Below are 25642 nucleotides of genomic sequence, written 5' to 3'. Positions count from 1 at the left end.
GACCCGACCCGATCCGATCGGACCGGATCGGAGAAGTGTTACGGCGGTTGCTTATTCAAAGAGAAACTGGGTGACCTCGCTTTTGACTTCGAGTTCCTCTGTTTGCGTGCACAGCGGCAACAGGCGAACGGCGAGTTGAAAGCGGAAAGAGCGTTCCGGCGAAGTCAGATCCATCCCTGAGGTTTTGGCGGCTTGGCGTAGCCGGTAATCAAGAGTGTTCGGGTGGATGCCGAGCTGGGTTGCGGCTGCTCTCCTGTTCATTCCGAGAGTAAAGTACACATACAGTGTGTGGACCAGATCGATCTTGCTGGTCCGCTCGGTCCCGGTCAGGTCGCCGAGGACGGTCGCGACGAAGGTGTCGACTGGTGGGCCTTGCCGAAATAGATCGAAGAAGCCCGTCGCCTCGTACGTATGCACTTGGCCCTTGGGAAAGAGGATCTCGCCGAGAGCGCGGGCACGCTCCGCTTCGCGGACGGCCGCGGCTAGGCCTTCGGCTGTGGGCGCGGGCCGACTCAGCCCCGCGCTGACGTCGTCTGAACCAGCCTTCGACTGAAGGAGTGCCTGATTTACCAGTGCTTCGATTCCGCTGGTTGCTGCGGTCGGAACAAGAATGATCACGCCGCGCCGCAGCAGCGCCGAGGTAGCGCCCGGGATGAGGCGCCGGAACGCCTGGAGAAGCTCAAGAAGAATTTCGTCCAGGGTGCTGCTCGCCCGCCGAGTCGGCCCAATTACTACTGCGACATGCGGCTGTTCGGGATCTAACCCGACAGAACGGACTGCGGCATGGCGCTCGTCGGTGGTATCGAAGTCGTCCGCCACAATGCGCGAGAGCAACAAGCGCGTTGCTTCAATCCTCGAGTCGAGCAGATTGTCGCGTTCGGTCAGATAGGCGCGCTCAGCCTCGCTGCTGACCCAATCGATGTAGCGAAGTGTGTAGTCGGTGAGCACGTAAGGATCTAGATCCGACCTGCTCACGCTGAATTGTTCCCACATAGCGCGGGCACCAATTCGGTAGGCGCGAAGCATTCCCTCGAGTGGCACACCTTGGTGAACCCTCCTACGGGCGGCGTCGGCCAACGCGGCGAGCTCTTCGCTCGACGGCCGGCTTTGGTGGACTACGGCGTGGAGGTATATGCGCGCATTTTGGACGTTCGTTTCCACGACATCCGCAATCACTGCTGGGGGAAGGTTGGCGTAGTCGGGATTCGCCGCACAGATCGTTTCCGTGACGTACCGACCAACGCGGTCGAAGTCTTCTGCATCGGGTTGTGACTTTGTCACAAGTACCGCCCTCCCGAGGGTGTGATGTCTCCGATGACGCCGAGGTGGCGCGGCGGGAAACTTATGTAATCACGATCACGCCTGAAGGCCTCTCCGCCTAGTGCGGACCGGCACAACCCTAATCCGAACCGAACAGGAGGAGTCAAATGTCGCTCCACCAGGATGCCAGCACGACGACGGTATTGGCTGACGCAATCGAGCAGAGCGTGCTGCGTGCCGTCGCGGGCACGTTCGCTACAGGCATCACCATCATTACCTGTTCCACCGACGGGAAAGCGCACGGGTGTGCTGCCAATGCGGTTCTGAGCGTTAGCCTCGACCCGGCACTCATGCTGATTTCTCTGGCACACACTTCTCGCACCCGAACGGCCATCGAACAAGCCGGCTCATTTGCGATCAATATCCTGCCGGACAGCGCCGAGGGGAGTGAAATGTCCTCGCTCTTCGCCAGCCGCTCCGAGAACAAGTTCGATCAGATCTCCTACCGTCGGGGCAAGACTGCCACGCCGATCCTGAACAGTGCCCTGGGCTGGCTTGAGTGCGCCGTCGAAACCGTCCAGGTCGCGGGTGACCACACCCTATTTATCGGTCGCGTCCTCGACGCCGAGCACGCGCCGGGCGAGCCGCTGGTCTTCTTCCGCGGTCGCCACCGCCGGCTTGCGGCTTGACCACCCACCATCAATGTCCACAAACAGGAGAACTCGGATGCCGAGTACCGATGAGAACAAGAGCCAATCTGATTCAAAGATGGCTCGCCGCGCACTGATAGCGTCGACCGCAGGCAGTGCCATCGAATGGTACGACTTCTACGTCTACGGGCTGTCCGCAGCCTTGGTCTTCAACCACCTTTTCTTTCCCTCCAGCAGCCCCTACGCCGGGACGCTCTTAGCGCTCGGTACGTTCTTCGCCGGATTCGTGGCCCGCCCCCTGGGCGCGATGATCTTCGGGCACTTCGGTGACAGCATCGGCCGCCGCGGAGTCTTGATCGTCACAACATTGCTCATGGGATTCGGTACGTTCTTCGTCGGATTGACCCCAACCTACGACATGGTGGGGATCTGGGGCGCTGTGATCCTGGTGGCCCTGCGCGTGGTCCAGGGCATCGGCGTCGGTGGTGATTGGGGTGGCTCGGTCCTGATGGCCACCGAATGGAACTCAGCCAAGGGGAAACGGGGGTTCACGGGAAGTCTCCCGCAATTCGGCAGCCCGCTTGGACTGATCACCGCAACCATTGTCACCGAAGCCGCCAACCGCATGATTCCCCAGGAATCATATGAATCGTTCGGATGGCGTATTCCGTTCCTGTTCAGTTTCCTGCTGACCGGTCTCGCGCTGTTCCTGCGGTTGCGGGTAAAGGAAACGTCCTCGTTCGAGGAAGCCAAACGAGACGGCACGATCCGCCAGGCACCGGTCGCTTACCTGCTGCGCCACCACTGGCGCAGAGTCCTGCAGGCGACGCTGATGCGAGCGGGCCAGCACGCGTCCTTCTACATCTTCACAACCTTCGTGCTCACCTACGGCGTCACCTCGCTCGGACAGACACGGTCGTCCATGCTGCTGGCGGTGATGCTCGCCGCCGCGGTCTCGCTGGGAAGTACATTGTTCTGGGGATCGATGTCCGACCGAATCGGTCGCAAGAGGATGCTGCAAATCGGCATCATCGTGATGTTCCTCTTCGCGTTGCCATACTTCGGGTTGCTCAATTCCGGTATCACGGCACTCATGGTTGCGGGGATCGTACTCTCGCTTGTCGTCCACGACATGCAGTACGGACCGCAGAGCTCCTTCATCGCTGAAAGCTTCCCAGCCGAAGTTCGCTACAGCGGCGCCTCGCTCAGCTACCAGCTGTCCTCGATCACGTCGGGAGGCCCAGCTGCACTGATTGCCACTGCCTTTATGGCCACTTTCAATTCCACGCTGCCAATCGCTCTCTATCTGATGGGAATGTGTCTAATCGCTTTCCTGGCACTGTTTTTCATGCCGAGCGTTGACGACGCAACAGACACGCACGACACACCGATGCCGGTACATGACTGGCAGACAGCTTCCTAACCACCCTACGCAGAAAAGGTTGACCAATGTCGACGTCACTCACCCCGGCAACCGCGCTGGCGCCCAGTTCGCCGCTGACCGCAGCAATGGAAAACAAGCTGATCCTGGGATTATTCCTGCCGTTGCAGGAGGGCGCATGGAGCCCGTCGTCCGCGCCCCGTGACACCACCTGGACCTACGAGTACAACGCCAAGTGCGCGATCGAAGCGGAGAAGTACGGCTTCGACCTCGCCTTCGGCCTTGGACAGTGGCTCGGCAAAGGCGGGTACGGCGGCGACACGAACTTCCGTGAGCACGAGCTCGATCCGCTCATCAGCTCGGCCGCACTCGCCGCCCAAACCTCAAAGCTGATGCTGATCAGCACCGTGCATGTTCTCTACGGTTGGCATCCGGTCCATCTCGCGAAGTACGGCGCATGCATCGACCACATCTCCGGCGGTCGTTGGGGCCTTAACGTCGTGACCGGCTACAAGCCCAGCGAGTACCGGATGTTCGGGCTCGACCCGATCGAACACGAACTGCGCTACTCCATGGCGGCCGAATTCACCGACATGATGGAAACGCTCTGGGCGAGCGATGACAACGTGACGATGCAGGGCAAGCACTGGTCCATGCAGGACGCGCACATTTTGCCCAAGCCCGTCCACGGGCGCCCGGTCATGGTCAATGCCGCGTCCTCACCGGCTGGTCTCGAATACGCCGCACGATACTCAGATCTGATTTTCATCACCAGCCCTGGTGGTGCGGATCCTAACCGGGCCGTCGAGACACTGCCCGCACACAACAAGAAGATCAAGGACCTTGCCCGGGCACACGGTCGCGACGTTCGCACTGTAATCAATCCGCACGTCATTTGCCGCGAGACCGAGAAGGAGGCGTGGGCGGCGTATCACGCCATCCTCGAGAACGAGGACCCCATCGCCGCGGACAATTTCGTCGCCGGGTTCACGGGCGGGGACAACGCGTCCTGGCGTGGCCACAGTCGGGCACAGTGGGTCGTCGGTGGCAACGTCCACCTGGTAGGTACCCCCGAGCAGATCGTCGAGTGGTTCGTGAAACTGAACGACGCTGGTTGCGATGGCATGCAGGTCAACTTCTACGACTATCTGCCCGATCTGAAGATCTTTGGTGAGAAGGTCATGCCCCTGATGGTCGAGGCCGGATTGCGGAAGGCAGGTGCGTGATGCACACCAACACGACCGAAGCCCCCTTGGCAGGGCTGCGCGTGCTCGAATTCGGGCAGATAGCTGCCGGCCCGTTCACCGGATCTTTGCTCGCCGATTTGGGAGCGGACGTCGTCAAAGTCGAGCGCGCCGGTGATGGCGATGGCATGCGCCAGTGGCCCCCGTTGATGGATGCACCCGAGGGACCGTCCCGCTACAGCGGCAACTTCGCCTCCATCAACCGCAACAAGCGCAGCGTCGCATTCGATCTGAAATCGCCCGATGACAAAGCCTCGGTTCTCGAACTTGCCCGCACGGCCGATGTCGTTGTCGAAAATTTTCGTGCTGGAACACTAGATCGTCTCGGCCTAGGCTACGACGTGCTTGCCGACACCAACCCGAAGATTGTCTACTGTTCAATCTCCGGGTACGGCCAGGTCGGACCTTATTCCCGGCGAGGCGCATTCGACGTCACCGTACAAGCCATCTCCGGGTTAATGAGCGTCACCGGCGATGAACACGGTGAGCCGGTCAAATGCGGAGTACCCGTTGGCGACTTCGTTGCCGGCCTCTACGCCGCATACACGATCGCAGCCACCGTGCATCGCGCGACACGTACCGGGAAAGGCGGGCGAATTGACTGCTCCATGCTCGGCACGCTCCTAGGGATCTCGGCGCTACAGACAAGCGAGTATTTTGGCACAGGTAATGATCCGCGCCGCCTCGGCTCGGCCCATCCGCGTAACGCGCCCTATAGGGCTTTCCAGGCCTCGGACAAGAGTTTCGTGGTGGCAGCGGGAACTCACGACTTGTGGAAGCGATTCTGCGATGTCGTTGGCCTGCCCGAACTTGTGAATGACGAAAGGTTCCAAACTCAGGAGTTGCGGGCCCGCCACCAGGACACCCTCGCCCAGGTTCTCGCCACCCGGTTCTTGGAGAAAGCGGCAACAGTGTGGTTGGCCGCTTTCGAGGAAGCCGGTGTGCCTTGCGCACCGATCAACACCTTCTCCGAAATCCTCGCCGATCCGCATGTCGCGGCAATGGGACTGGTCAAGCCGCTCAGTCTGCCCAACGGAGTCATGACCGACACCATCACCTTCCCGGTGCCGATCACAGGTCACGAAACAGAACTACGAACCCCTCCCATGCTGGGAGAACACAACGACGAAGTAATGAAGGAGTGGCTCGATGAACGTTGCGATCGATGATTCCAAGAAGACCGGCGATGTGCGTGTCGAACGATCACGAGAGGTCGTCACCGTGACGATCGACCGGTCGCGGCGGGCAAACTCGCTCGACGCGGCCACAGTCGAACAACTCCTGGAGGTGCTCGAGAACGTGAGCGCCGAAGACACCCGGGTACTTGTACTGCGAAGCGAAGGCCGCCACTTTTGTGGTGGCTTCGACATGGAGGGAGTTCTGGACGGCTCTGAGGGAGACCTGCTACTCCGCTTCGTCCGAATCGAACAACTACTCCAACGGCTGCGCCGGGCACCGTTTCTCACCGTGGCCTGTGTGAGCGGAAAGGCGGTCGGGGCCGGCGCCGACATCGTCGCCGCCTGCGGCTACCGACTGCTGGATCCAGGAACCTCGATGAGATTTCCAGGGTTCAGGTTCGGGGTGGCCCTCGGTACCCGGCATCTTGCCGCGATCGTCGGACCCCACGCGGCCCGGGATCTCCTCTTGGAGTCTCGCGATGTAGATGCCTCGACAGCCTTGCGGTTAGGGCTTGCGACCGTCATTGTTCCGCGCGAGCACCAGCAGGCAGAGGTAGAGAAGATCGTCGCAGCCACAGCTGGTCTCGATACGCCATCGGTGACCATGGTGCTCGAGCGGACTTCCACTGCTACGGAAACTGACGACAATGCCGACATGGCGACTCTCGTGTCCTCGCTAGCCCGGCCAGGTTTGCGCACTCGACTTGCGCGTTATCTCGACGGTGGCCGCTTTGACCCTCGCGGCGGGGTGCGGTCCACCTCGCGGGACTGAGCCGTACCGAACCTGACGTGGAGTGTCGGTGTCACAGATAACTACCTGGTGCCGGCCCTCCGCCTCGGATCATTTCAAGTGCGGACAGCAGAACGCCAGGCGAGAACGACACGCAACGGGTGCTGAGTTTGGACCCCGGCTCGGCCGCCAACTTACTGGTCCCGGACTCCACGTCGAGGATCACGTTTCAACAAGCCTTGCTGCGAGCCACCAGGCCGCGGCGGAAGGTCACCGCGACAAGGTCATGTGGGCAGTCTCAGAACCACGACCGCACCTACACCGGTACCAACGCCGGTCGAGGCGGAACTGGGTGCCCTTTACCAACACTCAGCAATGGAGTACGAGATGAATTCACAGGTCGCCATCAGCGTGGCAGTGCAGGCGATTGCGCGAGGCCGCATGGTCTTGGTCGCCGACGACGAAAATCGGGAGAACGAGGGCGACCTCGTCATGGCGGCTGAGTACCTCGATGGCGATGACATGGCATTCTTCCTTCGCCACGGCAGCGGAATCGTGTGCACACCGATGTCGAACGAGATCGCCGATCGCCTCAAGCTGGACTTCATGGTGCCAGTCAATACTGACAACCACGGCACCGCGTTCACGATCACGGTCGATGCTATCGGAGCGGGAACGGGCATCTCGGCGAAAGACCGTACAAAGACAGTCCACTCTCTTGCCTCACCAGACACCCGTCCCGAAGATCTGCGGCGTCCCGGCCACGTGTTTCCGTTACGCGCTCGCCCGGGGGGTGTCCTGGAACGCGATGGGCATACCGAGGCATCCGTCGACCTGGTACGGATGGCCGGTTGCCGTGAGGTCGCGGTGATCACTGAGCTTGTTGCCGACAATGGTGTCCCTATGTCCGGTCAGACCCTCGCCGCATTCGCGGCCGACCACAACATCCCCATGATCACGATCGCTGACCTTATCGCGCATCGCCGGAACACCGAGACGACCGTCAGATTCGGTGGCTCAGCTAATCTCCCAACCGATTACGGACACTTCGAGGTACGTTCCTACCTGTCAAACGCAGATGGCGTTGAGCACCTGGTCCTCACTCACGGTGAAATTAGAGAGGTCGCACTAGGGTCCAGCGGTCTGTTGACGCGGATCCACAGCGAGTGTTTGACCGGGGATCTCATTCGATCCCGCCGATGTGATTGTGGCCACCAGCTCGACGCAGCGCTCCAGGCCATCGTCGCGGAAGAGGTCGGTGTTCTCATCTACATGCGGGGGCATGAAGGACGTGGTATCGGACTCGGTCTCAAGCTGTCTGCCTATGCTCTACAAGAGGCTGGATGTGACACCGTTGAAGCCAACCTACGGTTGGGCCTTCCCGTAGACAGCCGCGATTTCGGTGTGGCCGCAGCGATACTTCAGGACCTCGGAGTCGATAAGATCCGGCTGATCACCAATAACCCGAACAAGGTGGAGGCAGTACGGTCCGGCGGAATACAAGTCACCGAACGGGTCGAGTTGCCCCCGGCTGTGACCCCGGACAATCTGAGCTACCTGCGCACTAAGCGAGACCGCATGGGCCACCTTCTCGACCTTCCTCGGGCACTGCCGTCATAGAAGCCGAGGACGGGCATTGTGATGCGTTCCCAATCACGTTGTAAGGCTGGCCGTTACGCCTGAGGCGCCTTGAAGGCTTCCGCGAGAAGGGATCCGAAATCCCAACGGCGCCGCCGCCTGCCGGGAGCCACCACAACGTACCCCAAGCAAAGTGAACCAAACGGCGTCATTCGCGCCTCTACCCAGTCTCGGAGCCGACCCATGCCACGGACCAGAAACGAGCGCCTTCGCTCAATAGCCCAGATGATGCAAGGGAAAGTGCTCGACCCTGCCTCCACCGTGGACGCTCTGCAGCGAGTGCTCGAACCAGGGGACCGGGTCGCTCTCGAAGGTAACAACCAGAAGCAAGCAGATTACCTGTCTCGTTCACTCGCGCAGGTAAGTCCTCGTCGTATCCACGATCTTCACATGGTGATGCCGTGTCTCACGGCCAGGAACATCTTGATCTGTTCGAGTCGGGGCTCGCACGCCGCGCGGATTTTGCATATTGCGGACCGTTGCCACAACAGGTTGTACGAGCGATTACTGAGGATACGCTTCAGACGAGCGCAATCCATACTTACCTCGAGCTGTATGCACGGATGTACCTCGATCTGGCCCCCCAGGTGGCGTTGGTGGCCGCGGAAATGGCCGACACTGATGGCAATCTCTACACCGGCGCCAACACGGAAGAAACGCCGTTAATCGTGGAGGCCAAAACGTTTCGCGGAAGTGTAGTGATCGCGCGAGTCAACGAAATTGTCAATACCGCCGACCTGCCCCGCGTCGATATACCCGGCACGTGGGTAGATGTCGTAGTCGAAGCCGACCGCCCCTATCACCTCGAGGCGCTGTTCACCCGGGACCCTGCGAAGATCACCGACACCCAGGTATTGATGGCGATGACCGCCATCCGGGGAGTGTATGAGCGCCATTCGGTGACGTCTTTGAACCATGGCATCGGATACAACACGGAAGCGATCGAATTACTTCTTCCGACATACGGTGAGTCATTAGGGCTGAGAGGCAAAATCTGTCTCGACTGGGCCGTCAATCCCCACCCCACACTCATTCCGGCGATCGAGACCGGCTGGATGAGATCCGTGATGCCGTTCGGAGGAGAAGTCGGAATGAACGACTACGTCAATGCCCGGCCCACGGTCTTTCCCGTTGGAGCGGACGGCACACTGCGTTCGAATCGAATGGCCGCTCAAACGGTAGGACTCTACGGCACTGACATGTTCATCGGTTCGACACTGCAAATAGACTCCCTTGGGAACTCCTCGACTGTCACCGCCGGCCGGATCACGGGATTCGGCGGAGCCCCGAACCTCGGGAACAACCCTGGAGGTCGACGGCACAGCTCACCAGCATGGGCTAGCATGGCCGAATCAAACGACGGCCGCGGCCGCAAGCTAGTTGTCCAGATAGTGCAGACCCAAAGCAGCAAAGGCGTTCCACATTTCGTCGAGTCACTAGACGCCGTACAGGTAGGTCGCGAGGCAGGGTTCGATGCTGCACCGGTAATGATTTACGGTGACGACATCACTCATATTGTCACTGAACAAGGTGTCGCCTACCTGCACAAGGCCAGAGATCTCGAAGAGCGGAAAGCTGCCGTGTCCTGGGCAGCTGGAGCGACGCCGCTTGCGTTGTCCCGAGATCGGTCGCGAGATGAGCAGATGCGGCGGGACGGTCTTATCGCAACCCCTGAGGACATCGGTGTCAATCGAGGAGATGCGAGCAGAAAGCTACTGGCCGCGCAAACATTCGACGATCTCATCACCTGGTCGGACGGTCTGTACATCCCACCCGCCAGGAGGGTGTAGATGTGTCAGCAGTCAGTACCGCCATCGTCCCGATAGTCCTGCTTCTCGTACTCGGTCTCGCCCTGCGACGGCACGTGTTGACCGACGCGGCGTTCTGGCGCGGACTCGAGTCCCTGACCTACTTCGTGTTCACACCGGCACTATTCGTGCACTCGCTCGCCGACGTCGACCTCAGCACGGTGCCGGTCCTGCCGATCGCCGCCGCGGTAATCGTTCCGGTCACAGTCATGACCGGTATCCTGATCGTGTGCCGGCGCCCGCTTCGCCTCGACGGCCCGGCACTGACGTCGATGATCCAGGGAAGCACACGCCTCAACACCTATATCGGCTTGAGTCTCGTGTTCGCGCTGCACGGCCAGGACGGGGTGGCGACATTCGCACTCGCCGCCGCGGTGATGGTGCCGACGGTCAACATCGTGTGTGTGACCGCGCTGTCGGTCTTCGGTGACCAGGACCGTCAAGCGAGCCGTGTCCCCCTGGTACGGGCATTGTGCACCAACCCTCTGGTCTTGGGATGCCTCGCGGGATTGCTGCTCAATCTGCTCGCTATGAGACTTCCCGGGTACGCTGCATCGACGATCTCGACGCTTGCGGCACCGGCCCTGGCCTGCGGAACCTTGGTTGCTGGCGCGTCCGTAATGGCTGGCCTGCGACGCACGGACCTCCCGCACGTAGCACTCGCGTCGATCCTCAAGCTCGGGACCCTCCCGCTCGCTGCGGTCGGCATCGCTGCTCTGCTCGGTGTCCGCGGCGTCGCGCTCGACAGCATCATCATCATCTGCGCGGTACCCACCTCGCCGTCCGCCTATATCCTCGCTACACGGATGGGCGGCAATGCTCAACTGATGGGTTCGATCACCGCTGTGCAGACGATCCTTGCGCTCGCGACTCTGCCGCTGATGCTGACTGCGCTCGGCACCTGACCCGACCATGCCTGTACGCTCCGGTACCCATGGGGAGGTTCGGAAGGCGGAACTGCATCGCTCAATCGGCACGGATCGTGGATTTAGCGTCATCGACACGGAAGGTCTTGAGCTCGACGGGCGTACTTTTGTCCCGGATCGTCCGGGTCGCCATGTTTGCGTAGGCGTTTGAATGCGAACTGGTAGTGGGTGGCCTTGATGTCGGGGATGTCGATGAGCATGTCTCGCCGGTGATCGGGGTGCGCGATAAAGGTCCGGCAGAGTGGGCGGATCGTGCGGGCGATTCCGCGGGTGTGATGGTCGACTGCGCCGGAGCCGTTTCCTCTGGTGCGGCGTGAGGTCGGTCCGCTGCGGATATGGTCGGCTGTGTCGTCGCCGGTGGGATCGGTGACGGTCCGCTCGGTGAGGGGCACGAGCCGGCTGGGGTACGAGTGTCGGCCGGTGAGCGGGTTCTCGGGATCGCCGCCGTTGCCGGTGGCTTCGACGACGACGTCGGCGTAGGGGCATTCGGGTTCGTGCACCGCGTCGGGGTGAGAGCGGAAGTGCGGTGTTCGGCGTTGCAGTGGTGGGCGACCGATGACTGCGACGACTCGGGCATCGCAACCGTCGGTCTCGCAGACGAAATGGGTGCGGACCGATTCGACCCAGTCGCGGTCGAGGTTGACCAGGTCTTCGGCCATGATGAGGCCGAACTCAGGGATGACGGTGATGCGTGCAGTGTCCATCAGGTGGCAGTGTATTGGGCTGGTCGGACACACCAGATGCAATAGCCTTTCGATCTGGTCGCGCGGGTGTCATGTGGAGGTCGTGGCCGATCGTGCAGTGGCGCATAGCCACCGGCAGCCCCGGCCAGGACCCTCGGGCGCCGCGCCCGCCTGCCCTGGCAAGGGAGGCATTACTACCCTGTGAAACTGATTCGAAAACCCGCACGCGGACATTCACACAGGATGTCGAAAGGTGAACCAGTGCCGGGGCGCTGTAGTTACGCCGATGGGTATAGGCGCGCCCCGTCGGGGTGGGCGACAGTGACCCTCGGGTGCCTGTCCCGACGTTTGTCGGGGCCGCAGGATAGGGCCTGTCATCACATCCCGTACCCCCTGTCGGAGGCACTTTTATGGCTCGAAATACCGGCGCTCGCATCGCGATCGGCTCCCTCGCGGCGTTGTCAATTTCCCTGGCCGCGACGACTGCCATCGTCCTCGCGGACGACGAGCTGCGCGGCATTGCGCTTCCCGGCCGGGAGCACGGCACCACTGTGCAGGTCGTCCCCGAAAGCGCCCCGCAGCCCGGCAGAGACATCACGGAGGCGCGGACGCAAATCCCCGGCACCGTTCCCGGAATCGTCGGGTCCGATGGTGGTGTGATTGTGGGAGGAGGCGTCGGGGGTGACCCGTCCGGTGATGGCGCCGCGAACCCCGGCCCAGCCGCCGCGATCCCGGGACCGGTCGTCGGCCCGGCCCCTGCGAACCCCGGTCCGGCCCCTGTGAACCCGGGCCCGGTCGTCGGCCCGGCCCCCGCGGATCCCGGTTCGCCCCCGCCACCGCTGGTCGCGGATCCGCCGCCGGTGGCCGATCCGCCGTTTGTGGAGCCACCCGTTGTCGATCCGCCGGTCGAAGAACCGCCGGTCGCCGACCCGCCGGTCGAAGAACCACCCGTTGTCGATCCGCCACCGGTCGCGGAGCCGCCGGTGGCCCGGGATCACCGTGATGAGCCTGTCGTCCGGGATCACCGTGATGAGCCTGTCGTCCGGGATCACCGTGATGAGCCTGTCGTCCGGGATCACCGTGATGAGCCTGTCGTCCGGGATCACCGTGATGAGCCTGTCGTCCGGGATCACCGTGATGAACCTGTCGTCCGGGACCATCGCAACTAACCGGAGCGTCGATGTATCGCGGCCAGCCAGGGATGCACCTCGAAGGCGGCGGCCCAGAACGGGATTGCGTCGATCAAGGACAATGCCGCCTCCGCTCCCACCGAGGATTCGACCTGACCCGAGGGCGTGGCCGACGGCGCGATGTGTGGCCGGCGGGGATGGGGAAGGGTATGAAGCTTCGGAAGTCGTCATCGTGGCGAAGGGTGGCCGCACGATCACCGTGATTGCGGTCGGTGACCCGAAAGGTCTTCGTTCGCAGGCTTTCCCGATGGCCCCTGGCCGACCTTGTGTGGCCGAGTTGTGTCGGCGCCGCGGCGTCCGGTTTCTACGGTGAGGTCAGGCCGTGGTGGGAATGGTGATCTCGGCTCTGCCGTCGAGGCCAGGTGGGAGGTAGTGCGGGCAGGTGACCAGCTGATGCGGCACGGGTATCGGCTGCCGGTCGGTGTCGAGGTAGAGGCGGTAGGCGAGCTGCCCGCGCCGGTGGGTGCCGGTGTTCGGGTCGACGGCGCCGAGGAAGTAGCCGTGCGCGGCGCCGGCGGTGGAGATCGCCCGCGCCCACTCAGCTGGTTCGGCGGGCGGTAGATACCGCGGCTCGCCCGTCTGCGCGTCGACGGTATGCACGATGACCGTGACGGCGAACCCGGCCGCCGCGGGGAACCACTCCTCGGCCGCGACGTCGAACGATGCGACGGACGTGTGAATCCGCAGCTCGATGTCCGTTCCGGTGCGGGCCGCCGCTGTGATGATGTGGGGAGCCGCTGAGGTGTCGTCGGTGGCCAGGGACGGCAGCGCGGCGTCGGTGGTGCGGTTGCTGCCGGGGCGTGCGGACATGGGCACACAGTACGGGGCCCGCACACACCCGGCCGGCAGGACGACCGGTGGTTCGCCCGGGCGAGGACTGGTTCGCAGGGCGGGGCATCTGACCTGCGGTGACAGCATGTCCCCAGGAGCAGAGTGTTCGCCGACGAAGGCCGTGCTGCGTTCTTCTCGGCGCCATCCGGGGCGGCACGATTCTGATCGCAACCGGCTCGGGGCAGGATGGGTCCGTGAGCGACCGCACCGCAGCCGACCTCGAGCGTGACCTCGCCGTGCTCGCCTACGTACGTGACCGCCTCCGGGCGTCGGAAGGCACAGACTTCCGGATACCCACCACCGCCCTCGATCAGGTGCTCGACGAACTCAACAGTCTCGAACCATTGCCGTGGGATCCGACCTGATTCCTTCGGTGCGGATCGGCGAGGGGCCGCCGCCCACGAGTCGCAGGGTGTCCCGCGGCGGTCGTCGCGGACTTTACGGCCTGGAACTGCGGGTATAAGATTGCTTATAGAGGAGGTTCGGGTTATGACGATCATGATGGACCGGGACCGGTTGTTCTCCAGCATGGCCGAGAACCGGGCACGTGAGGTGGTCGCGCATATCGGTTTTCTCCGTAACCTGCGGCAACTGTACGAGGGCGGGGTCACCCAGACACGGTTGGCGGAGGTCAACGGCGTCAGCCAGCCGGCGATCAGTCAGATGCTTCAGCGGGCCCGCGTCGAGGCCCCGGATGTGCGCCCGGGCACCCACGGCGGCAACGCCTATGAGGTCGCGGCGCGGTGCGCGGCCGGCGAGATCGATCCGGAGACGATGCGCGCCGAGCTGATCGGCTGGGAGTACGACACGTCGACGGCGCCGACCGGCTACCCCGACGTCGACGATGTCCGCCCCCAGACGCAGGGTGGCTTCAACCACCAGGTGGGCCGCGCGCTGACCCACGGGTTCCTCACCGATGAGGACTACGACCTGATCCTCGAAGCACTGGCCGACTGACCTGTGCCGACCCACGAATTCGAGGATCGCCGTGCCTTCCTCACCTCACTGTCCACCCCGGGCGGCCCGCTGACGGTCGACGCCCCGCACGCCACGATCAATGACCGCCGGTACTTCCGCAGAATCAAGGGTGAACCTGTCCCCACCCGGCCGTGGTTGCGGATCCTTGCGGACTGGCGAGCATCGCGCACACAGGTGCGTCGCGACCGGGTGGGGATTCTGATGGCCGGCCCACCCGGTGCCGGCAAATCCACCGCCCAAGCCCACCTGGTGGGGGAGCACCCCCAGGGGTGGCGGCATCTGGATGTGGACGAGTTCAAACTCCGCCTCCGCGCGGCCGCAGTAGAGGATGGCTCGCTGCAGCAGTTCCTGCCCGAGGTACTTCAGGCGCAGCCGGGGCAGCCCAGCCGGTTCTATCCGAATGAGCTGTCCGCGCTGGTGCACATCGAATCGAATCTGGTACTCGAAACTGCTGTGGCACAAGCATTGTCGGTGGGAGAAAGATGCGATCATCGATGGCCTGGACGCCGTGGGTGCCCGAGTTGGTGACCCGACTCGAGCGGGAGCAGTACACGATCGGTGTCGCCGACGTCGAAACCTCCCGATGTAGAAGGGGTGCACGCTGCTCAAGTGATGGTCATGCCGCCGTCGACAACTATCGTCTGTCCGGTGACGTAGCCGCCCGCCTCGGATGCGAGCCACACCACCGTACTCGCCAACTCTTCTGGTTCGCCGGTTCGTCCGAGGAGCATGCGTCTTTCCAGTTGTTCGATGTTGCTCTCTGGGTATTTCCTGCTGATGGCATTTGTGAAGAAGCCTGGTGCAATTGCATTGACGCGAATGCCTTTTCGGCTGCCCCATTGTTGCGCGAGGTCGCGGGTGATCCCGGCGATGGCGGCTTTGCTCGCGCTGTAAGCAGCTTGCGGCATGCCCGTGTTCGTGATTCCCAGGATGCTTGAGATGTTCACTATTGAGCTCCCCGGTTGCATCACTCGCCCGCATGCCTGTGCTGCCCAGTAGGAACCGTGTAGGTTCACATCGATCACGGATCGGAATTCGTGAACGCTCTCGCCGATCGCAGGTCCCACGGTCACGAGTTCGGCGTTGTTGACCAGGACATCGACTCTTCTGAACTTGTCCAGTGTTGCTTCGACCAGAGCGGTGCAGTGGCTTGGATCCGTGATGTCGGTGGGAACCGTCAGTACACGTCGACCTGAACGGCGGACGATGTCGGCCGTTTCGTGGAGTCCGTCCGTGCGAGGAGCGGCGAGGACTACGTCTGCGCCCGCTTCGGCCAGTCCTTTTGCCAGGGCCGCGCCTAGCACCGATGAAGCATCGGTGACGATCGCGACGCGGTCGTCGAGGCGAAATCTGTCGAGGATAGTCATCCGTCTGCGCTCCCGCGGATCAGAACCACGCGGGGTTCATGTCGAGTGTCGTTCTGTCCAAGCTCGCCAACAACTCCACCTGCGGTCCGACCTTCGGTAGTTCGTAGGCGTAGAAGTACCGGACCGCTTGCCGCTTGCCATCGTAGAAGTTGCCGGCCTGACCATCCGCGGCGATGACTTGCTCGAGCCACATCCATGCGATGACGGTGTGCCCGAACGCTTCCAGGTAGATGGTCGAATTGGCGAGTGCAAGAGAGGGGTCACCTGATTCCCAGAGCGTGGATGTCAGGTCCACAATTCGGCTCCAGGTAGAGGCCAGTTCGGTCGCGTAACGCTCGGCGTCTCGGCCTATCGCCTGTGCTCGTTGCACGGTCGCCGCGATCTTCGAGTCCAGTAGCTTCAGTCCAGCGCCGTCCTGCATTGTGACCTTGCGGCCGAGCAGGTCGAGGCCCTGTATTCCATGAGTACCCTCATGAATCGGATTCAGCCTGTTGTCGCGGTAGTACTGTTCGACGTCGTAGTCCCGTGTGTAGCCATACCCTCCGTGAACCTGTATGGCGAGGTTGTTCGCCTCCAGGCACCATTGTGACGGCCAGCTTTTTGCAATCGGGGTCAATACATCGAGCAGTAACGTCGCGTTGGACGCATCCGCCTCGTTGTCGGCGCTGTCGTGTTCGTCCACCAGGTAGGAGCAGTACAAGCCGAGTGCCAGCGCTCCTTCGACGTAGGACTTCTGCGCCAGCAGCATGCGGCGCACATCGGCGTGTTCGACCAGGGCGACTGGAGGCGAGGACGGATCTTTTGCGCCCAGTGCCCGGCCCTGTGTCCGAGTCTTTGCGTATTCGACCGACTTCAGGTAGCCGACGTAGCCGAGGGCGATGGCCACGAACCCGACGCCGATCCGCGCCTCGTTCATCATGTGGAACATATAGCTCAGCCCACGATTTTCTTCGCCGACGAGAAAACCGATCGCCCCGGCGTCGCCCTCCGGCTGATGCGTGCCGTCACCGAAGGCAAGGAGCGTGTTGGTGGTTCCGCGAAAGCCCATCTTGTGATTCAGGCCGGTCAGCGTCACATCGTTGCGGATGCCGGGTTCTCCGTCCGGGCCGGGTAAGAATTTCGGGACAATGAACAGCGAAATTCCTTTCACCCCAGACCCGCCGCCGGGAACCTTTGCCAAGACGAGATGGATGATGTTCTCAGTCAGCTCGTGGTCGCCGGCGGAGATCCACATCTTGGTACCGGTGAGTCTGTACCGGCCGTCGTCCTGTTTCACGGCACGAGTGGTGATGTCGGTCAACGACGAGCCGGCCTGCGGCTCCGACAGACACATGGTTCCGAAGTATCTGCCCTCGATCATCGGGCGGACGTAGTCGTCGACCTGCTGGTCGGTGCCGTGGGTCGAAATCAGATTCGCATTTGCGATGGTGAGGAACGGGTACGACGAGGTCGAGGCGTTGGCGGCCTGAAACCACGCCATCGCAGCGCGGGACACAGTCGTCGGCAACTGCATGCCCCCGACGCGCTCGTCGAACTGTCCGGCCAGTAGTCCAGCCGCGGAGTAGATGTCGAGAGCCTGCTTTACCTCCGCGATCATCACTATCGAACCGTCTGGCGACATGGTCGGCTCGTTCGCGTCGGACTTCTTGTTGTGCGGTGCGAAATGTTTGTGGGCGATGTCCGCGCTGAGTTCGAGCACCGCGGCGAATGTGTCCTTCGAGTGCTCGGAGAACCGTTCGCGCGATGTCAGCGAAACCACATCAAGCCACTCGTACAGCAAGAAGTCCAAGTCGCGTCGTGACAGTACGTCGGTCATCGAGATCTCCGAATCCTGTACTCCGTCACATCGACACCCCGCCGTCGACGGGAAGCACGACGCCCGTGATGTACGCGGCTTCCTCCGACGCGAGGAAGCAGATGGCATCGGCCATCTCGGATGGGTCCGCGAGCCGGGCGATCGGACCGGTGAGCTCGGAGAGCTTCTCCTCCGGGATCGTGGCGGTCATGCGTGTGGCTGCATTGGGCGAGATCGCATTGACCGTAACTCCGAAGGCAGCCAACTCTTTTGCAGCAGTCTTGGTGAATCCGATGATCCCTGCCTTCGCTGTTGCGTAGTTCGCCTGTCCGCGGTTGCCTCGGAGCCCGGTGTACGACGTGATATTGATGATGCGCCCGAATTCCTGCTTGCGGAAGTGGGGGGCCGCTGCGCGGGTAAACCGAAAAGTACCTCCCGCGTGCACCTGCAGGACCTGATTCCAGTCGTCGTCGGTGAGCTTCCACAGGACTTTGTCGCGCAGGATTCCTGCGTTGTTGACGACGATGTCGACGCGGCCGGTCTCGGCGACAACGGTCGAAATGACGTGTTCGACATTGTCGGTATCGCCGACGTCCGCTGGGATTCCGATTGCACCGACGTCTGCGGCCGAGCTGGCAAGTTCATCCTTGTCGAAGTCGACCATGAACACGGTCGCTTGTGCCTCTACGAAATGTCTCGCGATCGCCTGCCCGATGCCGCGGGCCGCGCCGGTGACGATGACGGATTTGCCTGTGAAGTCGTACGTGATGTTGCCCATTGCGTTTTTTGCTTTCGGTTTAGTGTTGTCAGGGGGTTGTCACGACAGGCGTTCGAGAATCATGGCCATTCCTTGGCCGCCGCCGACGCACATCGTCTCCAGGCCGAACTGTTTGTCGTGAAATTCCAGCGAGTTCATCAGCGTGGTGGCGATGCGGGCGCCGGTCATGCCGAAGGGGTGACCGAGTGCGATCGCGCCTCCGTTGATATTCAGTCGGTCTTCGTCGATGCCGAGTTCACGAGCCGACGGAATGACCTGAGCCGCAAATGCTTCGTTGATTTCCGCCAGGTCGATATCACCGATGCTCATGCCGGCGATGTCGAGTGCGCGCCGTGTCGCTTCGACGGGTCCCAGACCCATGATCTCGGGTGAGAGTCCCGATACGCCGGTCGATACGATGCGGGCCAGGGGGGTGAGCCCGAGCTCCTTCGCCTTCGCGTCCGACATGATGACCAGTGCTGCCGCGCCGTCGTTGAGCGGGCATGCGTTGGCTGCGGTGACGGTTCCGTTCGGACGGAATGCCGGCTTCAGCTTGCTGACGACGTCGTATGTCGTTCCGGGCCTGGGGCAGTCGTCCGTGCTGACAATGGTGCCGTCGGGGAGGGTGACGGGTGTGATTTCGCGGGCGAAGAAGCCTTGCTCGATTGCGGCCTCGGCGCGATTGTGGCTGCGGACGCCGAATTCGTCTTGTTCTCGGCGTGAGACCCCACTGTATTCCGCGACGTTCTCGGCAGTGTGTCCCATGGTGATGTACAGATCGGGAAGTGCCCCGGTTGTTCGCGGATCCACCCACGGGTCCTGGTTGCCATCAGCGCGCCGTTCGGTGAGGGACTCCGCGTCGGAGAACACGGCGTTGTGCGTCTCGGGGTTCTCGTCGGCCATGCCTTTGTTGAAACGGCTGACAGTTTCGACTCCGGCGGAGATGAAGATATTTCCTTCGCCTGCCTTGATCGCGTGCAGCGCCATCCGGGTGGTCTGAAGGCTCGAGGAACAGTAGCGGTTCACGGTGACGCCTGGTAGGTGGTCCATTCCGGCGAGAACGCTCACTGCCCGTCCGAGGTTGTATCCGCTCTCGCCGGCGGGCTGGGCCGTGCCGAGCATGAGGTCGTTCACCGTTCGGGGATCGACCTCGGGCACCTTTCCCAATGCGGCGAGCACCATCTGTGCTGCCAGGTCATCGGGGCGCATCTCTCGGAGTGAACCCTTGACTGCGCGACCGATTGGGGACCGGGCGGTCGCGACGATAACTGCTTCAGGCATAAATCTCGTCCGTTCATGTTGTCGACCAGCGGGTCGAATATTCGATCTTGCGGTCTACTTATCGCAGTATGGCTGCGCCGGGAGTGGCGGTCAAGTGGACTGTCGTAAGCCGAGTGCGGCGTGCTTACGTAACGGCCGCAGGCGAATACGCGGTCCTGGGTGTGTGGTAGGGCGGCTTGTTCGGCGGGGTTCGACGCGTATGACTCGACCGCGAGCGCCGAACTTGCAGTCTGCGCCGGTTCGGCTGGTCGGCTTGCGGCAGGTCTGCGTCCTGCCCTGCGGACGACGAGAACAGATGCGTCTCTCGAACAGGTGCCCTCCGGAGGAGTGCAGCGCGCGGCAGAGCCGTGCAGTGTGGGCGCACCCCTGTGCTGCCCAAGTCCGACAGTGGACCATTCGCGTGCCGGACCTCGCCTCATTCGCCGACGAGCACCCCGGTCATCTCGGGGATCCGTCTAAAGGCCGTGCAGTACCGACGCTCAGAGAGGGTCAGAGGCGTACCTCGAAGAAACCAATCAATGCGACGCGCTGAAATTTACCGATTCCTCAACAAGAGTTCGAGCTGGCTTGTGTGATGCCGTATCTCGCGGGCGTGGTAGGCAAGCGCCCCATCCACGCCCTGGACGTCTTCGGGCCAGCCGGCGGACGCCGTCGACGTGGTCGTCATGACTCCGCGCAGAATCAAGTGGGCGAAGGTCTCGGCGATGTCGTCAGCGGGTTTACCGTCTTCTCCCGGGCGATACCACTTCCAGATCCAGTTGCACATGCCGTCGATCGCAAATGCTGCCAGGGTTTCATCGATTGGTTCGAAGATGCGAGCCTCTACGCCCTCTCGAATAATCTGCCGGATCAGCACATCATGCTCGCGCTTGGCTGCCCGGAACTCGTCGCGGACGTCGTCGGGAAGCTCGCTTTCTTCGCGAAAAGTCAGTGAGTAGAGATCCAGGTGATCGACCAGGGAGTTCAGGTGGAAACGAATGAAAGCTGTGAGCTTGGTAGCTGCGTCGGCATCCGATGCAGCGATCACCCGGGCTTTCTCGACCTCACCCCTTGCCCAGTCACCGAAGACGTGCCGGAGCAGGTCGTCTCGGTTTTCGTAGTAGTGGTAGATGGACGCCTTCGACAACCCCACCTCCGCAGCGACCTCCTGCATGGTGACTCCGTTGATCCCCCGGGCCTGGAAGAGTCGGGCCGCACCCTCTGTGATGCGGTCACGCATCACGGAATTGCGTACCGAACCACCGGCGCTCTTTGCAGCCGCCGCGTCCGCACGATCAGAAGCCGTTGTCATAGCTTCCGAGGATAGACACCGCCGCAGCCAAGCCGGTACCGGTGGGCACTGCAATCAGCGCGACGACGGCGTTGGTGCAGCTACGCGCCCCGTTGTTCATACATGCTCGATCAGTTCGAGCTGCACGCCGTTGAGTGCTCGGGGGTGGTAAAAGTTGACCGCCCCGAAGTCTCCGCGGACAGCCTCGTCGAGCAGAGGCCACAATCCCTGCTGCTTGAGCTCGTCCGTAGCGATATCGAGGTCGTCTACTTTCGCAGAGAAGAGAAAGACGCCTTCACCGTGGCGCTCGAGAAAGCGCGCCACCGACGTGCCCTCCTGGGTCGAGGCGATCAAACTGATGATGAAGCCCCCCACGTCGAGCTTCGTACCCTCGAGGCCGGGGAACGCAAATCCGTCGGGGCCGACGTGCTCGCCCCTGACATCGAACAGGCGTTCGTAACGCTCGGTCGCGGACGCTAGGTCGCGAACGGCGATGTTGATTCCATTGACTGCGAGGCTCATCTTCGTCTCCTGTTGTTGCGTTGTCGTGTAATTCGCTGTCGCGCCGGACATCTGCACGGTGACCTCGCCGCAGCGGGCGTGCACTGGTAGGTGGACGCGTACAGAACGCTGACCTTCAAGGGTCTGCACCGAGACAGTACCGACCCGAGGGTCGATAATTCAAGGCGTCGGTCGGATTCGTTCGGCGAGCCCGCGGCAGCGGGACCGTAGTGGCACGCGCGCAGGACGCGACATCACGCCATCTGACCGAGGCGACGCGACTGTCGCCCGGGGGTCGAACCGAACGCCTTCGACGCACAAATCGTCGGGATGCCTGGAATGCGCGGCAGAGAGGTGGTACAACTTGTGTCGACTACACAGTCGGGTTTTCAACCTTCGGGTAGGTTTGGTCGTGCACGCAGCAGTGGACACCGGCGCGGCTTCCCGCGGAGTGGACAACGGCGCCCACGCGGTCGGTGACGAGCGTCGATGCGGCGTTCTCCGTCGCCATTTCCACGGCCGTCAAGCCGGGAACAGACCAGCGAAACGTCCCATGTCGAGGTGAGGTGGAGGAACCGATGGCACAGGCCGATAGTTATGCGCATCGACGCGCACAGGTAGTGGTGGTCGGACTCGGCGGCATTGGCGGTGGAATTGCCCGTCGCATGGCCGAACAAGGCCGATACGTCATCGGCATGGACGTCGACGGGATCCGTGCGAGTGAGTGGCAGGAGCAAACGGGAAGTCGGGCGGTGTCCTCGTTCGATGGTATCGACTGGGGCGATGTCCGGTGCATGTTCATCGCGGTGCGAACGGTGCAACAAATCGAAGCGGTGTTGTCCGACGACAGCGTGCGCTCGGCGATGGACGACGGCGCCAGCGCCTTCATCATCACCACGATGACTCCGTCGGACGCCCGCCGCGTCGTCGACGCGCATCGAGCGTGGCGTCTGTTCGAGCTACCCGTTTCAGGCGGCGAGGTGAGGGCGCGAGAAGGCGAACTCACCGGTCTGATTGCAGGCCCGCAACCCGATGCCTTCGAAGAAGCCCTGTTACACGACGTCTTCGCGAGACTGTTCCCGCTCGACACCGTCGGTCAACCCTCGTTGCTCAAGTTGATCAACAACACCCTGGCCGCCCGCAATGTGCTGAGTGCGGCAGCGGGGCTTGCTACCGCACACGAGCAGGGAGTCGACCCGTCGATCGCAAGCGACGTCATCCGGGCGTGCTCAGGATCGAGTGCGGCCGGCGACGCCCTGGCCACCCTTTCGGACAATCAAGTCGACCTCCTGCTCAAAGACGCGCGGTTACTCGGCGGTGAGTTGCCGTCGTCGCCGTTCGATCGCGCGTCCATGAATGACATCACCTCCACCGTCAGCGCTGCCCGGATGTTACTCGCGGCAGCCGATCCAGAAAGGACACGGTCATGATCGAAGAGTGGAAAGACGGGATGGCATTCCCGCACCTGACAAGTTCGGTGCGCATCGGTTCTCGAGTAGTGAAGAACCGCATCGTCTCACCCCCGCACGGCACGTACTACGCGTCCAACGGAATGGTCACAGAACAGCAAATCGCTTACTACGCCGAAAGAGCGGCGGGCGGCGTGGGCATGATTGTCGTCGGAAACATGGCCGCATGGGATCGGTCGAAGACCGGCGGAGGACAAAACTACGCCTTCTCCCCGGAGGCGGTCGAGGGCCATCGCAAGCTCGCACAGGCTGTCCAATCGCATGGTTCGCTGCTATTGGCGCAGCTCTGGGACGGCGGCCGCCAAGGTTCCTCACGGCTGAGCCATCTGCCGCTTCTGTCAGCGTCGCCTCTACCCGACCCTGTTGTTCGGGAGATACCCAAGAAGATTGAAGCAGCGGAGATCGAAGACATGATCTCGAGCTTCGCTCGGTCCGCGGCGCTCATGGAGCAAGCCGGTTGGGATGGAGTCGAACTCCTCGCAGCGCAGGGTTACGGACTCGCCCAATTCGTTTCTCCCCAGATGAACCATCGCCACGACGAATGGGGTGGCTCACACGAAAACCGCGCACGCGTCGTGAGTGAGATAGTCCGACGTATCCGGTCAGTGGTCTCCGCGGACTTCCTGGTGGGTGTGCGCATCAACGGCGACGACATGATTGCCGGCGGCAACACCCCCAGCGACGCCATCATCACGGCGACACTGTTGGAGCAGACCGGTGGGGTCAGCTATCTCAACGTCAGCGGCGCAAGCAACGAAAACTATCCACTATGGATTGCCGATATGGGGCACGGCACCGGACTTTTCGTCGACGCCGCCCGGGCGATCAAAGATGCGGTGTCCATCCCGGTCATTGTCGCCACGAGAATCAAGGACCCTCTTGTCGCCGAGTCGATTCTGGCGCAGGGCTCTACCGACATGGTGGGGATGAATCGGGCGTTGATCGCTGACCCATCCATGCCCACCAAAGTCGCATCAGGTCGTCTCAGCCAGGTTCGACCATGCATCAGCTGCAACCAGGGTTGCGTCGGCAAGACCGCTCAAGGCGGACAGATGGAATGCACCGTCAACCCTCGGGTCGGGTTCGAGTGGTCGAGTACCGGAAAGCAGGTCACCCGACAATCAGTCGTGGTGGTCGGGGGTGGACCGGCAGGCATGCAGGCAGCGGCAGCCTGCGCCGAACGCGGCGCCGACGTCGTGTTGTTCGAAACCCGCGAGACGTTGGGTGGCCAAATCGAGCTGGCGTCACGCACGGCAAGTCGATCGGAGTTTCGACTGCTGATCGAACATCTACGTCGCCGACTCAACACCTTGGGTGTCGACGTGCACCTGGGTGTCACAGCGGCCGTCGAGGACCTCTCTACTTTCGATCACGTCTTTCTCGCAACAGGCTCGAGGCCGTGGACGACCGGCTTCACTACTCACCGACCAGATGTCAGGGTCGTACCAGGACACGACTTGCCGCATGTCGTCACGTCATGGGAAGTGTTCGACACGGCCGCGACAGTGGGGAACAGAGTTCTCGTCGTCGAGGACGATTTTCAAGGGCACGCGACCACGGCTGCCGAATACCTCGCAGAGAACGGCCACGAGGTGACCATCGTGACGAGGTCGACCTCGGTGGGGCTCTGGAGCGGGGCCGGCCAGGAATTCCTGTACAAGCGGTTGCGCAATGCACGGGTCGAGCTACGGCCCCACACCTGGATCGACACCATTCGAGACAAGACAGTCGACGCTTACGATGTATTCTCCGGCGTGCCCGTCGAACTGGGCAGCTTCGACACCGTGGTTCTAGCAACCGGTAGCGCCGTCGACGACACCCTGTACCTGCAGCTGGGCGATGACAGTCGTGTGGTTCGCATCGGCGACTGCCTGGCACCCCGACGTCTCGACAATGCCATGTGGGATGGCCTGCACGCCGCCGACCGGCTGTCCGCAGTGGGCACAGCTCTGAAACTGGCCACCCCATGACGGGTGCGTGTCGCGACCGGGCCGGTTCATCTCTGAAGGAGCTTCAGCACCCATGCGCATCTTCACATCACCGAATCAACTGAAAGCCGCTGTCGGAGAGGACTTGGGCACCAGCGACTGGCTGCACATCACGCAAGAACGCATCGACACCTTCGCCGACGCCACAGGGGACCATCAATGGATCCACGTGGACGTCGAACGTGCGACACGCGAGAGCCCGTTCGGAGCCCCCATCGCGCATGGGTTCCTGAGCCTGTCTCTCGTGTCGTTGCTCAACTGGCAGATATACACGATCGAGAACACAACGCTGGCGATCAACTACGGATTGAACAGAGTTCGATTCGTCAACCCGGTGCAGGTCGAGGCCCACGTTCGTTTGCGGACGACGTTGAACTCCGTCGGGGACGCACCCGGAGGGGCCCTTCAGATCGTCACGACAAACACCCTCGAGATCGCAGGCGAAGAAAAACCGGCCCTGGTTGCAGAAACCGTAGGCCGCATCATCTTCTGAACTGCCCCCCGCCAGCCTCTGAGCGACCGCGGTGATCGATCGCCCGCTGCCTCCGGGGCCGCGACCGACCCCGGAGGCCGCGGGGCGTATCGGTCCACCGAACACACCAGCAACGACAGGACGCTTCAGTGGAGCGACCCACACGGCGATTGGGCTACCGGAACACCGTTTCGCGGCGGATTCCAATCAGGTGAGCCACACCTTATTGACAAGCCTGTGTGACC

Annotated in this window: 25 protein-coding genes and 1 pseudogene; 16 read left to right on the top strand and 10 right to left on the bottom strand. The window is 62.3% G+C overall.

Annotation, left to right across the window (positions count from 1 at the left end):
* Window positions 1-51: 51 nt before the first annotated feature.
* Window positions 52-1281, bottom strand: a complete 1230-nt coding sequence (locus G9373_RS31700) for a PucR family transcriptional regulator (protein WP_167118757.1) — start codon at window positions 1279-1281, stop codon at window positions 52-54.
* A gap of 146 nt (window positions 1282-1427) precedes the next feature.
* On the opposite strand from G9373_RS31700, the gene G9373_RS31695 reads away from it, so the two are divergent.
* The 9 genes and pseudogenes from G9373_RS31695 (at window position 1428) to G9373_RS31660 (ending at window position 10794) form a co-directional block, all read left to right on the top strand.
* Window positions 1428-1949: a flavin reductase family protein gene (locus tag G9373_RS31695; protein ID WP_167118754.1), complete on the top strand. Its 522-nt coding sequence runs from the start codon at window positions 1428-1430 to the stop codon at window positions 1947-1949.
* A 37-nt stretch (window positions 1950-1986) separates the two neighbouring features.
* Window positions 1987-3333 carry an MFS transporter gene (locus tag G9373_RS31690; RefSeq protein ID WP_206032823.1) on the top strand — a complete coding sequence of 449 codons (1347 nt, stop codon included), beginning with the start codon at window positions 1987-1989 and terminating at the stop codon, window positions 3331-3333.
* Between the two features lie 26 nt (window positions 3334-3359).
* Complete coding sequence (locus G9373_RS31685) at window positions 3360-4517, top strand: LLM class flavin-dependent oxidoreductase (RefSeq protein ID WP_167118751.1); 1158 nt, start codon at window positions 3360-3362, stop codon at window positions 4515-4517.
* On the top strand, window positions 4517-5704 hold the full coding sequence (locus G9373_RS31680) for a CoA transferase (RefSeq protein ID WP_167118748.1): 1188 nt from the start codon (window positions 4517-4519) through the stop codon (window positions 5702-5704). The genes G9373_RS31685 and G9373_RS31680 overlap by 1 nt, the downstream gene beginning before the upstream one ends.
* The gene (locus G9373_RS31675; protein ID WP_167118745.1) at window positions 5685-6485 is read left to right on the top strand and encodes an enoyl-CoA hydratase/isomerase family protein; all 801 of its coding nucleotides are present in this window, start codon (window positions 5685-5687) and stop codon (window positions 6483-6485) included. Before G9373_RS31680 ends, G9373_RS31675 begins: the two co-directional genes overlap by 20 nt.
* A 345-nt stretch (window positions 6486-6830) precedes the next feature.
* On the top strand, window positions 6831-8063 hold the full coding sequence (gene ribA / locus G9373_RS31670) for a GTP cyclohydrolase II (protein ID WP_167118741.1): 1233 nt from the start codon (window positions 6831-6833) through the stop codon (window positions 8061-8063).
* Between the two features lie 201 nt (window positions 8064-8264).
* A pseudogene (locus tag G9373_RS46900) lies at window positions 8265-8441 on the top strand (malonate decarboxylase subunit alpha); the annotation flags it as partial.
* A 41-nt stretch (window positions 8442-8482) separates the two neighbouring features.
* Window positions 8483-9871: a malonate decarboxylase subunit alpha gene (locus G9373_RS31665; protein ID WP_346842874.1), complete on the top strand. Its 1389-nt coding sequence runs from the start codon at window positions 8483-8485 to the stop codon at window positions 9869-9871.
* 2 nt (window positions 9872-9873) lie between these two features.
* Window positions 9874-10794, top strand: coding sequence for an AEC family transporter (locus G9373_RS31660; RefSeq protein ID WP_095870514.1), 921 nt, complete (start codon window positions 9874-9876; stop codon window positions 10792-10794).
* A gap of 89 nt (window positions 10795-10883) precedes the next feature.
* Here the strand turns inward: G9373_RS31660 and G9373_RS46895 are convergent, their stop codons facing one another.
* Both G9373_RS46895 and G9373_RS31650 read right to left on the bottom strand, forming a co-directional pair.
* Entirely contained in the window at window positions 10884-11519 is a 636-nt protein-coding gene (locus G9373_RS46895; protein ID WP_240960847.1) for a hypothetical protein, read from the bottom strand.
* 440 nt (window positions 11520-11959) lie between these two features.
* Window positions 11960-12658 carry a hypothetical protein gene (locus tag G9373_RS31650; RefSeq protein ID WP_167118738.1) on the bottom strand — a complete coding sequence of 233 codons (699 nt, stop codon included), beginning with the start codon at window positions 12656-12658 and terminating at the stop codon, window positions 11960-11962.
* A 24-nt stretch (window positions 12659-12682) separates the two neighbouring features.
* Between G9373_RS31650 and G9373_RS47830 the strand changes: the two genes are divergently transcribed.
* On the top strand, window positions 12683-12784 hold the full coding sequence (locus tag G9373_RS47830; protein WP_346842875.1) for a YegP family protein: 102 nt from the start codon (window positions 12683-12685) through the stop codon (window positions 12782-12784).
* Window positions 12785-13003: 219 nt separating this feature from the next.
* Here the strand turns inward: G9373_RS47830 and G9373_RS31640 are convergent, their stop codons facing one another.
* Window positions 13004-13498, bottom strand: a complete 495-nt coding sequence (locus G9373_RS31640; RefSeq protein ID WP_167118735.1) for an N-formylglutamate amidohydrolase — start codon at window positions 13496-13498, stop codon at window positions 13004-13006.
* Window positions 13499-13713: 215 nt separating this feature from the next.
* Between G9373_RS31640 and G9373_RS31635 the strand changes: the two genes are divergently transcribed.
* From G9373_RS31635 to G9373_RS31625, 3 genes are all read left to right on the top strand, one after another.
* Entirely contained in the window at window positions 13714-13884 is a 171-nt protein-coding gene (locus G9373_RS31635) for a hypothetical protein (protein ID WP_167118732.1), read from the top strand.
* A 124-nt stretch (window positions 13885-14008) separates the two neighbouring features.
* Window positions 14009-14476, top strand: a complete 468-nt coding sequence (locus G9373_RS31630; RefSeq protein ID WP_167118729.1) for a hypothetical protein — start codon at window positions 14009-14011, stop codon at window positions 14474-14476.
* Between the two features lie 3 nt (window positions 14477-14479).
* Window positions 14480-15025: a hypothetical protein gene (locus tag G9373_RS31625; protein WP_167118726.1), complete on the top strand. Its 546-nt coding sequence runs from the start codon at window positions 14480-14482 to the stop codon at window positions 15023-15025.
* Window positions 15026-15102: 77 nt separating this feature from the next.
* Here G9373_RS31625 and G9373_RS31620 read toward each other — a convergent pair whose 3' ends face one another.
* The 6 genes from G9373_RS31620 to G9373_RS31595 all read right to left on the bottom strand — a co-directional run bounded on the left by G9373_RS31620 (window position 15103) and on the right by G9373_RS31595 (window position 21489).
* The gene (locus G9373_RS31620; RefSeq protein ID WP_167118723.1) at window positions 15103-15864 is read right to left on the bottom strand and encodes an SDR family oxidoreductase; all 762 of its coding nucleotides are present in this window, start codon (window positions 15862-15864) and stop codon (window positions 15103-15105) included.
* 19 nt (window positions 15865-15883) lie between these two features.
* Window positions 15884-17680, bottom strand: coding sequence for an acyl-CoA dehydrogenase (locus G9373_RS31615; RefSeq protein WP_167118719.1), 1797 nt, complete (start codon window positions 17678-17680; stop codon window positions 15884-15886).
* Window positions 17681-17705: 25 nt separating this feature from the next.
* Window positions 17706-18437, bottom strand: a complete 732-nt coding sequence (gene fabG / locus G9373_RS31610; RefSeq protein WP_167118716.1) for a 3-oxoacyl-ACP reductase FabG — start codon at window positions 18435-18437, stop codon at window positions 17706-17708.
* Window positions 18438-18476: 39 nt separating this feature from the next.
* A complete protein-coding gene (locus tag G9373_RS31605; RefSeq protein ID WP_167118713.1) occupies window positions 18477-19697 on the bottom strand; it encodes an acetyl-CoA C-acetyltransferase in 1221 nt (406 codons plus the stop codon).
* A 535-nt stretch (window positions 19698-20232) separates the two neighbouring features.
* A complete protein-coding gene (locus G9373_RS31600; RefSeq protein WP_095870064.1) occupies window positions 20233-20988 on the bottom strand; it encodes a TetR/AcrR family transcriptional regulator in 756 nt (251 codons plus the stop codon).
* Between the two features lie 96 nt (window positions 20989-21084).
* A complete protein-coding gene (locus G9373_RS31595; protein WP_167118710.1) occupies window positions 21085-21489 on the bottom strand; it encodes a VOC family protein in 405 nt (134 codons plus the stop codon).
* A 557-nt stretch (window positions 21490-22046) separates the two neighbouring features.
* Here G9373_RS31595 and G9373_RS31590 point away from each other — a divergent pair.
* From G9373_RS31590 to G9373_RS31580, 3 genes are read left to right on the top strand one after another with little or no spacing between them, the layout of a single operon-like run.
* Window positions 22047-22898 carry an NAD(P)-binding domain-containing protein gene (locus G9373_RS31590; protein ID WP_167118707.1) on the top strand — a complete coding sequence of 284 codons (852 nt, stop codon included), beginning with the start codon at window positions 22047-22049 and terminating at the stop codon, window positions 22896-22898.
* Window positions 22895-24907, top strand: coding sequence for an FAD-dependent oxidoreductase (locus G9373_RS31585; RefSeq protein ID WP_167118704.1), 2013 nt, complete (start codon window positions 22895-22897; stop codon window positions 24905-24907). Before G9373_RS31590 ends, G9373_RS31585 begins: the two co-directional genes overlap by 4 nt.
* 52 nt (window positions 24908-24959) lie before the next feature.
* Window positions 24960-25418 (top strand): MaoC family dehydratase, encoded by a 459-nt coding sequence (locus G9373_RS31580; RefSeq protein WP_206032821.1) that lies wholly within the window; start codon window positions 24960-24962, stop codon window positions 25416-25418.
* Window positions 25419-25642: the final 224 nt, after the last annotated feature.

It is taken from the genome of Rhodococcus sp. A14 (assembly GCF_011603105.1).
Classification (GTDB): Bacteria; Actinomycetota; Actinomycetes; order Mycobacteriales; family Mycobacteriaceae; genus Rhodococcus_F; species Rhodococcus_F opacus.
Note: the sequence above shows the minus strand (reverse complement) of the source record. Positions and strands in the feature narration are given on the sequence as shown.

Coding starts and splice junctions, on each gene's coding strand:
- G9373_RS31695 (WP_167118754.1), top strand. CDS start 1,428: ATGTCGCTCCACCAGGATGCCAGCACGACGACGGTATTGGCTGACGCA.
- G9373_RS31690 (WP_206032823.1), top strand. CDS start 1,987: ATGCCGAGTACCGATGAGAACAAGAGCCAATCTGATTCAAAGATGGCT.
- G9373_RS31685 (WP_167118751.1), top strand. CDS start 3,360: ATGTCGACGTCACTCACCCCGGCAACCGCGCTGGCGCCCAGTTCGCCG.
- G9373_RS31680 (WP_167118748.1), top strand. CDS start 4,517: ATGCACACCAACACGACCGAAGCCCCCTTGGCAGGGCTGCGCGTGCTC.
- G9373_RS31675 (WP_167118745.1), top strand. CDS start 5,685: ATGAACGTTGCGATCGATGATTCCAAGAAGACCGGCGATGTGCGTGTC.
- ribA (WP_167118741.1), top strand. CDS start 6,831: ATGAATTCACAGGTCGCCATCAGCGTGGCAGTGCAGGCGATTGCGCGA.
- G9373_RS46895 (WP_240960847.1), bottom strand. CDS start 11,519: ATGGACACTGCACGCATCACCGTCATCCCTGAGTTCGGCCTCATCATG.
- G9373_RS31650 (WP_167118738.1), bottom strand. CDS start 12,658: ATGGTCCCGGACGACAGGTTCATCACGGTGATCCCGGACGACAGGCTC.
- G9373_RS31640 (WP_167118735.1), bottom strand. CDS start 13,498: ATGTCCGCACGCCCCGGCAGCAACCGCACCACCGACGCCGCGCTGCCG.
- G9373_RS31630 (WP_167118729.1), top strand. CDS start 14,009: ATGACGATCATGATGGACCGGGACCGGTTGTTCTCCAGCATGGCCGAG.
- G9373_RS31620 (WP_167118723.1), bottom strand. CDS start 15,864: ATGACTATCCTCGACAGATTTCGCCTCGACGACCGCGTCGCGATCGTC.
- G9373_RS31615 (WP_167118719.1), bottom strand. CDS start 17,680: ATGACCGACGTACTGTCACGACGCGACTTGGACTTCTTGCTGTACGAG.
- fabG (WP_167118716.1), bottom strand. CDS start 18,437: ATGGGCAACATCACGTACGACTTCACAGGCAAATCCGTCATCGTCACC.
- G9373_RS31605 (WP_167118713.1), bottom strand. CDS start 19,697: ATGCCTGAAGCAGTTATCGTCGCGACCGCCCGGTCCCCAATCGGTCGC.
- G9373_RS31600 (WP_095870064.1), bottom strand. CDS start 20,988: ATGACAACGGCTTCTGATCGTGCGGACGCGGCGGCTGCAAAGAGCGCC.
- G9373_RS31595 (WP_167118710.1), bottom strand. CDS start 21,489: ATGAGCCTCGCAGTCAATGGAATCAACATCGCCGTTCGCGACCTAGCG.
- G9373_RS31590 (WP_167118707.1), top strand. CDS start 22,047: ATGGCACAGGCCGATAGTTATGCGCATCGACGCGCACAGGTAGTGGTG.
- G9373_RS31585 (WP_167118704.1), top strand. CDS start 22,895: ATGATCGAAGAGTGGAAAGACGGGATGGCATTCCCGCACCTGACAAGT.
- G9373_RS31580 (WP_206032821.1), top strand. CDS start 24,960: ATGCGCATCTTCACATCACCGAATCAACTGAAAGCCGCTGTCGGAGAG.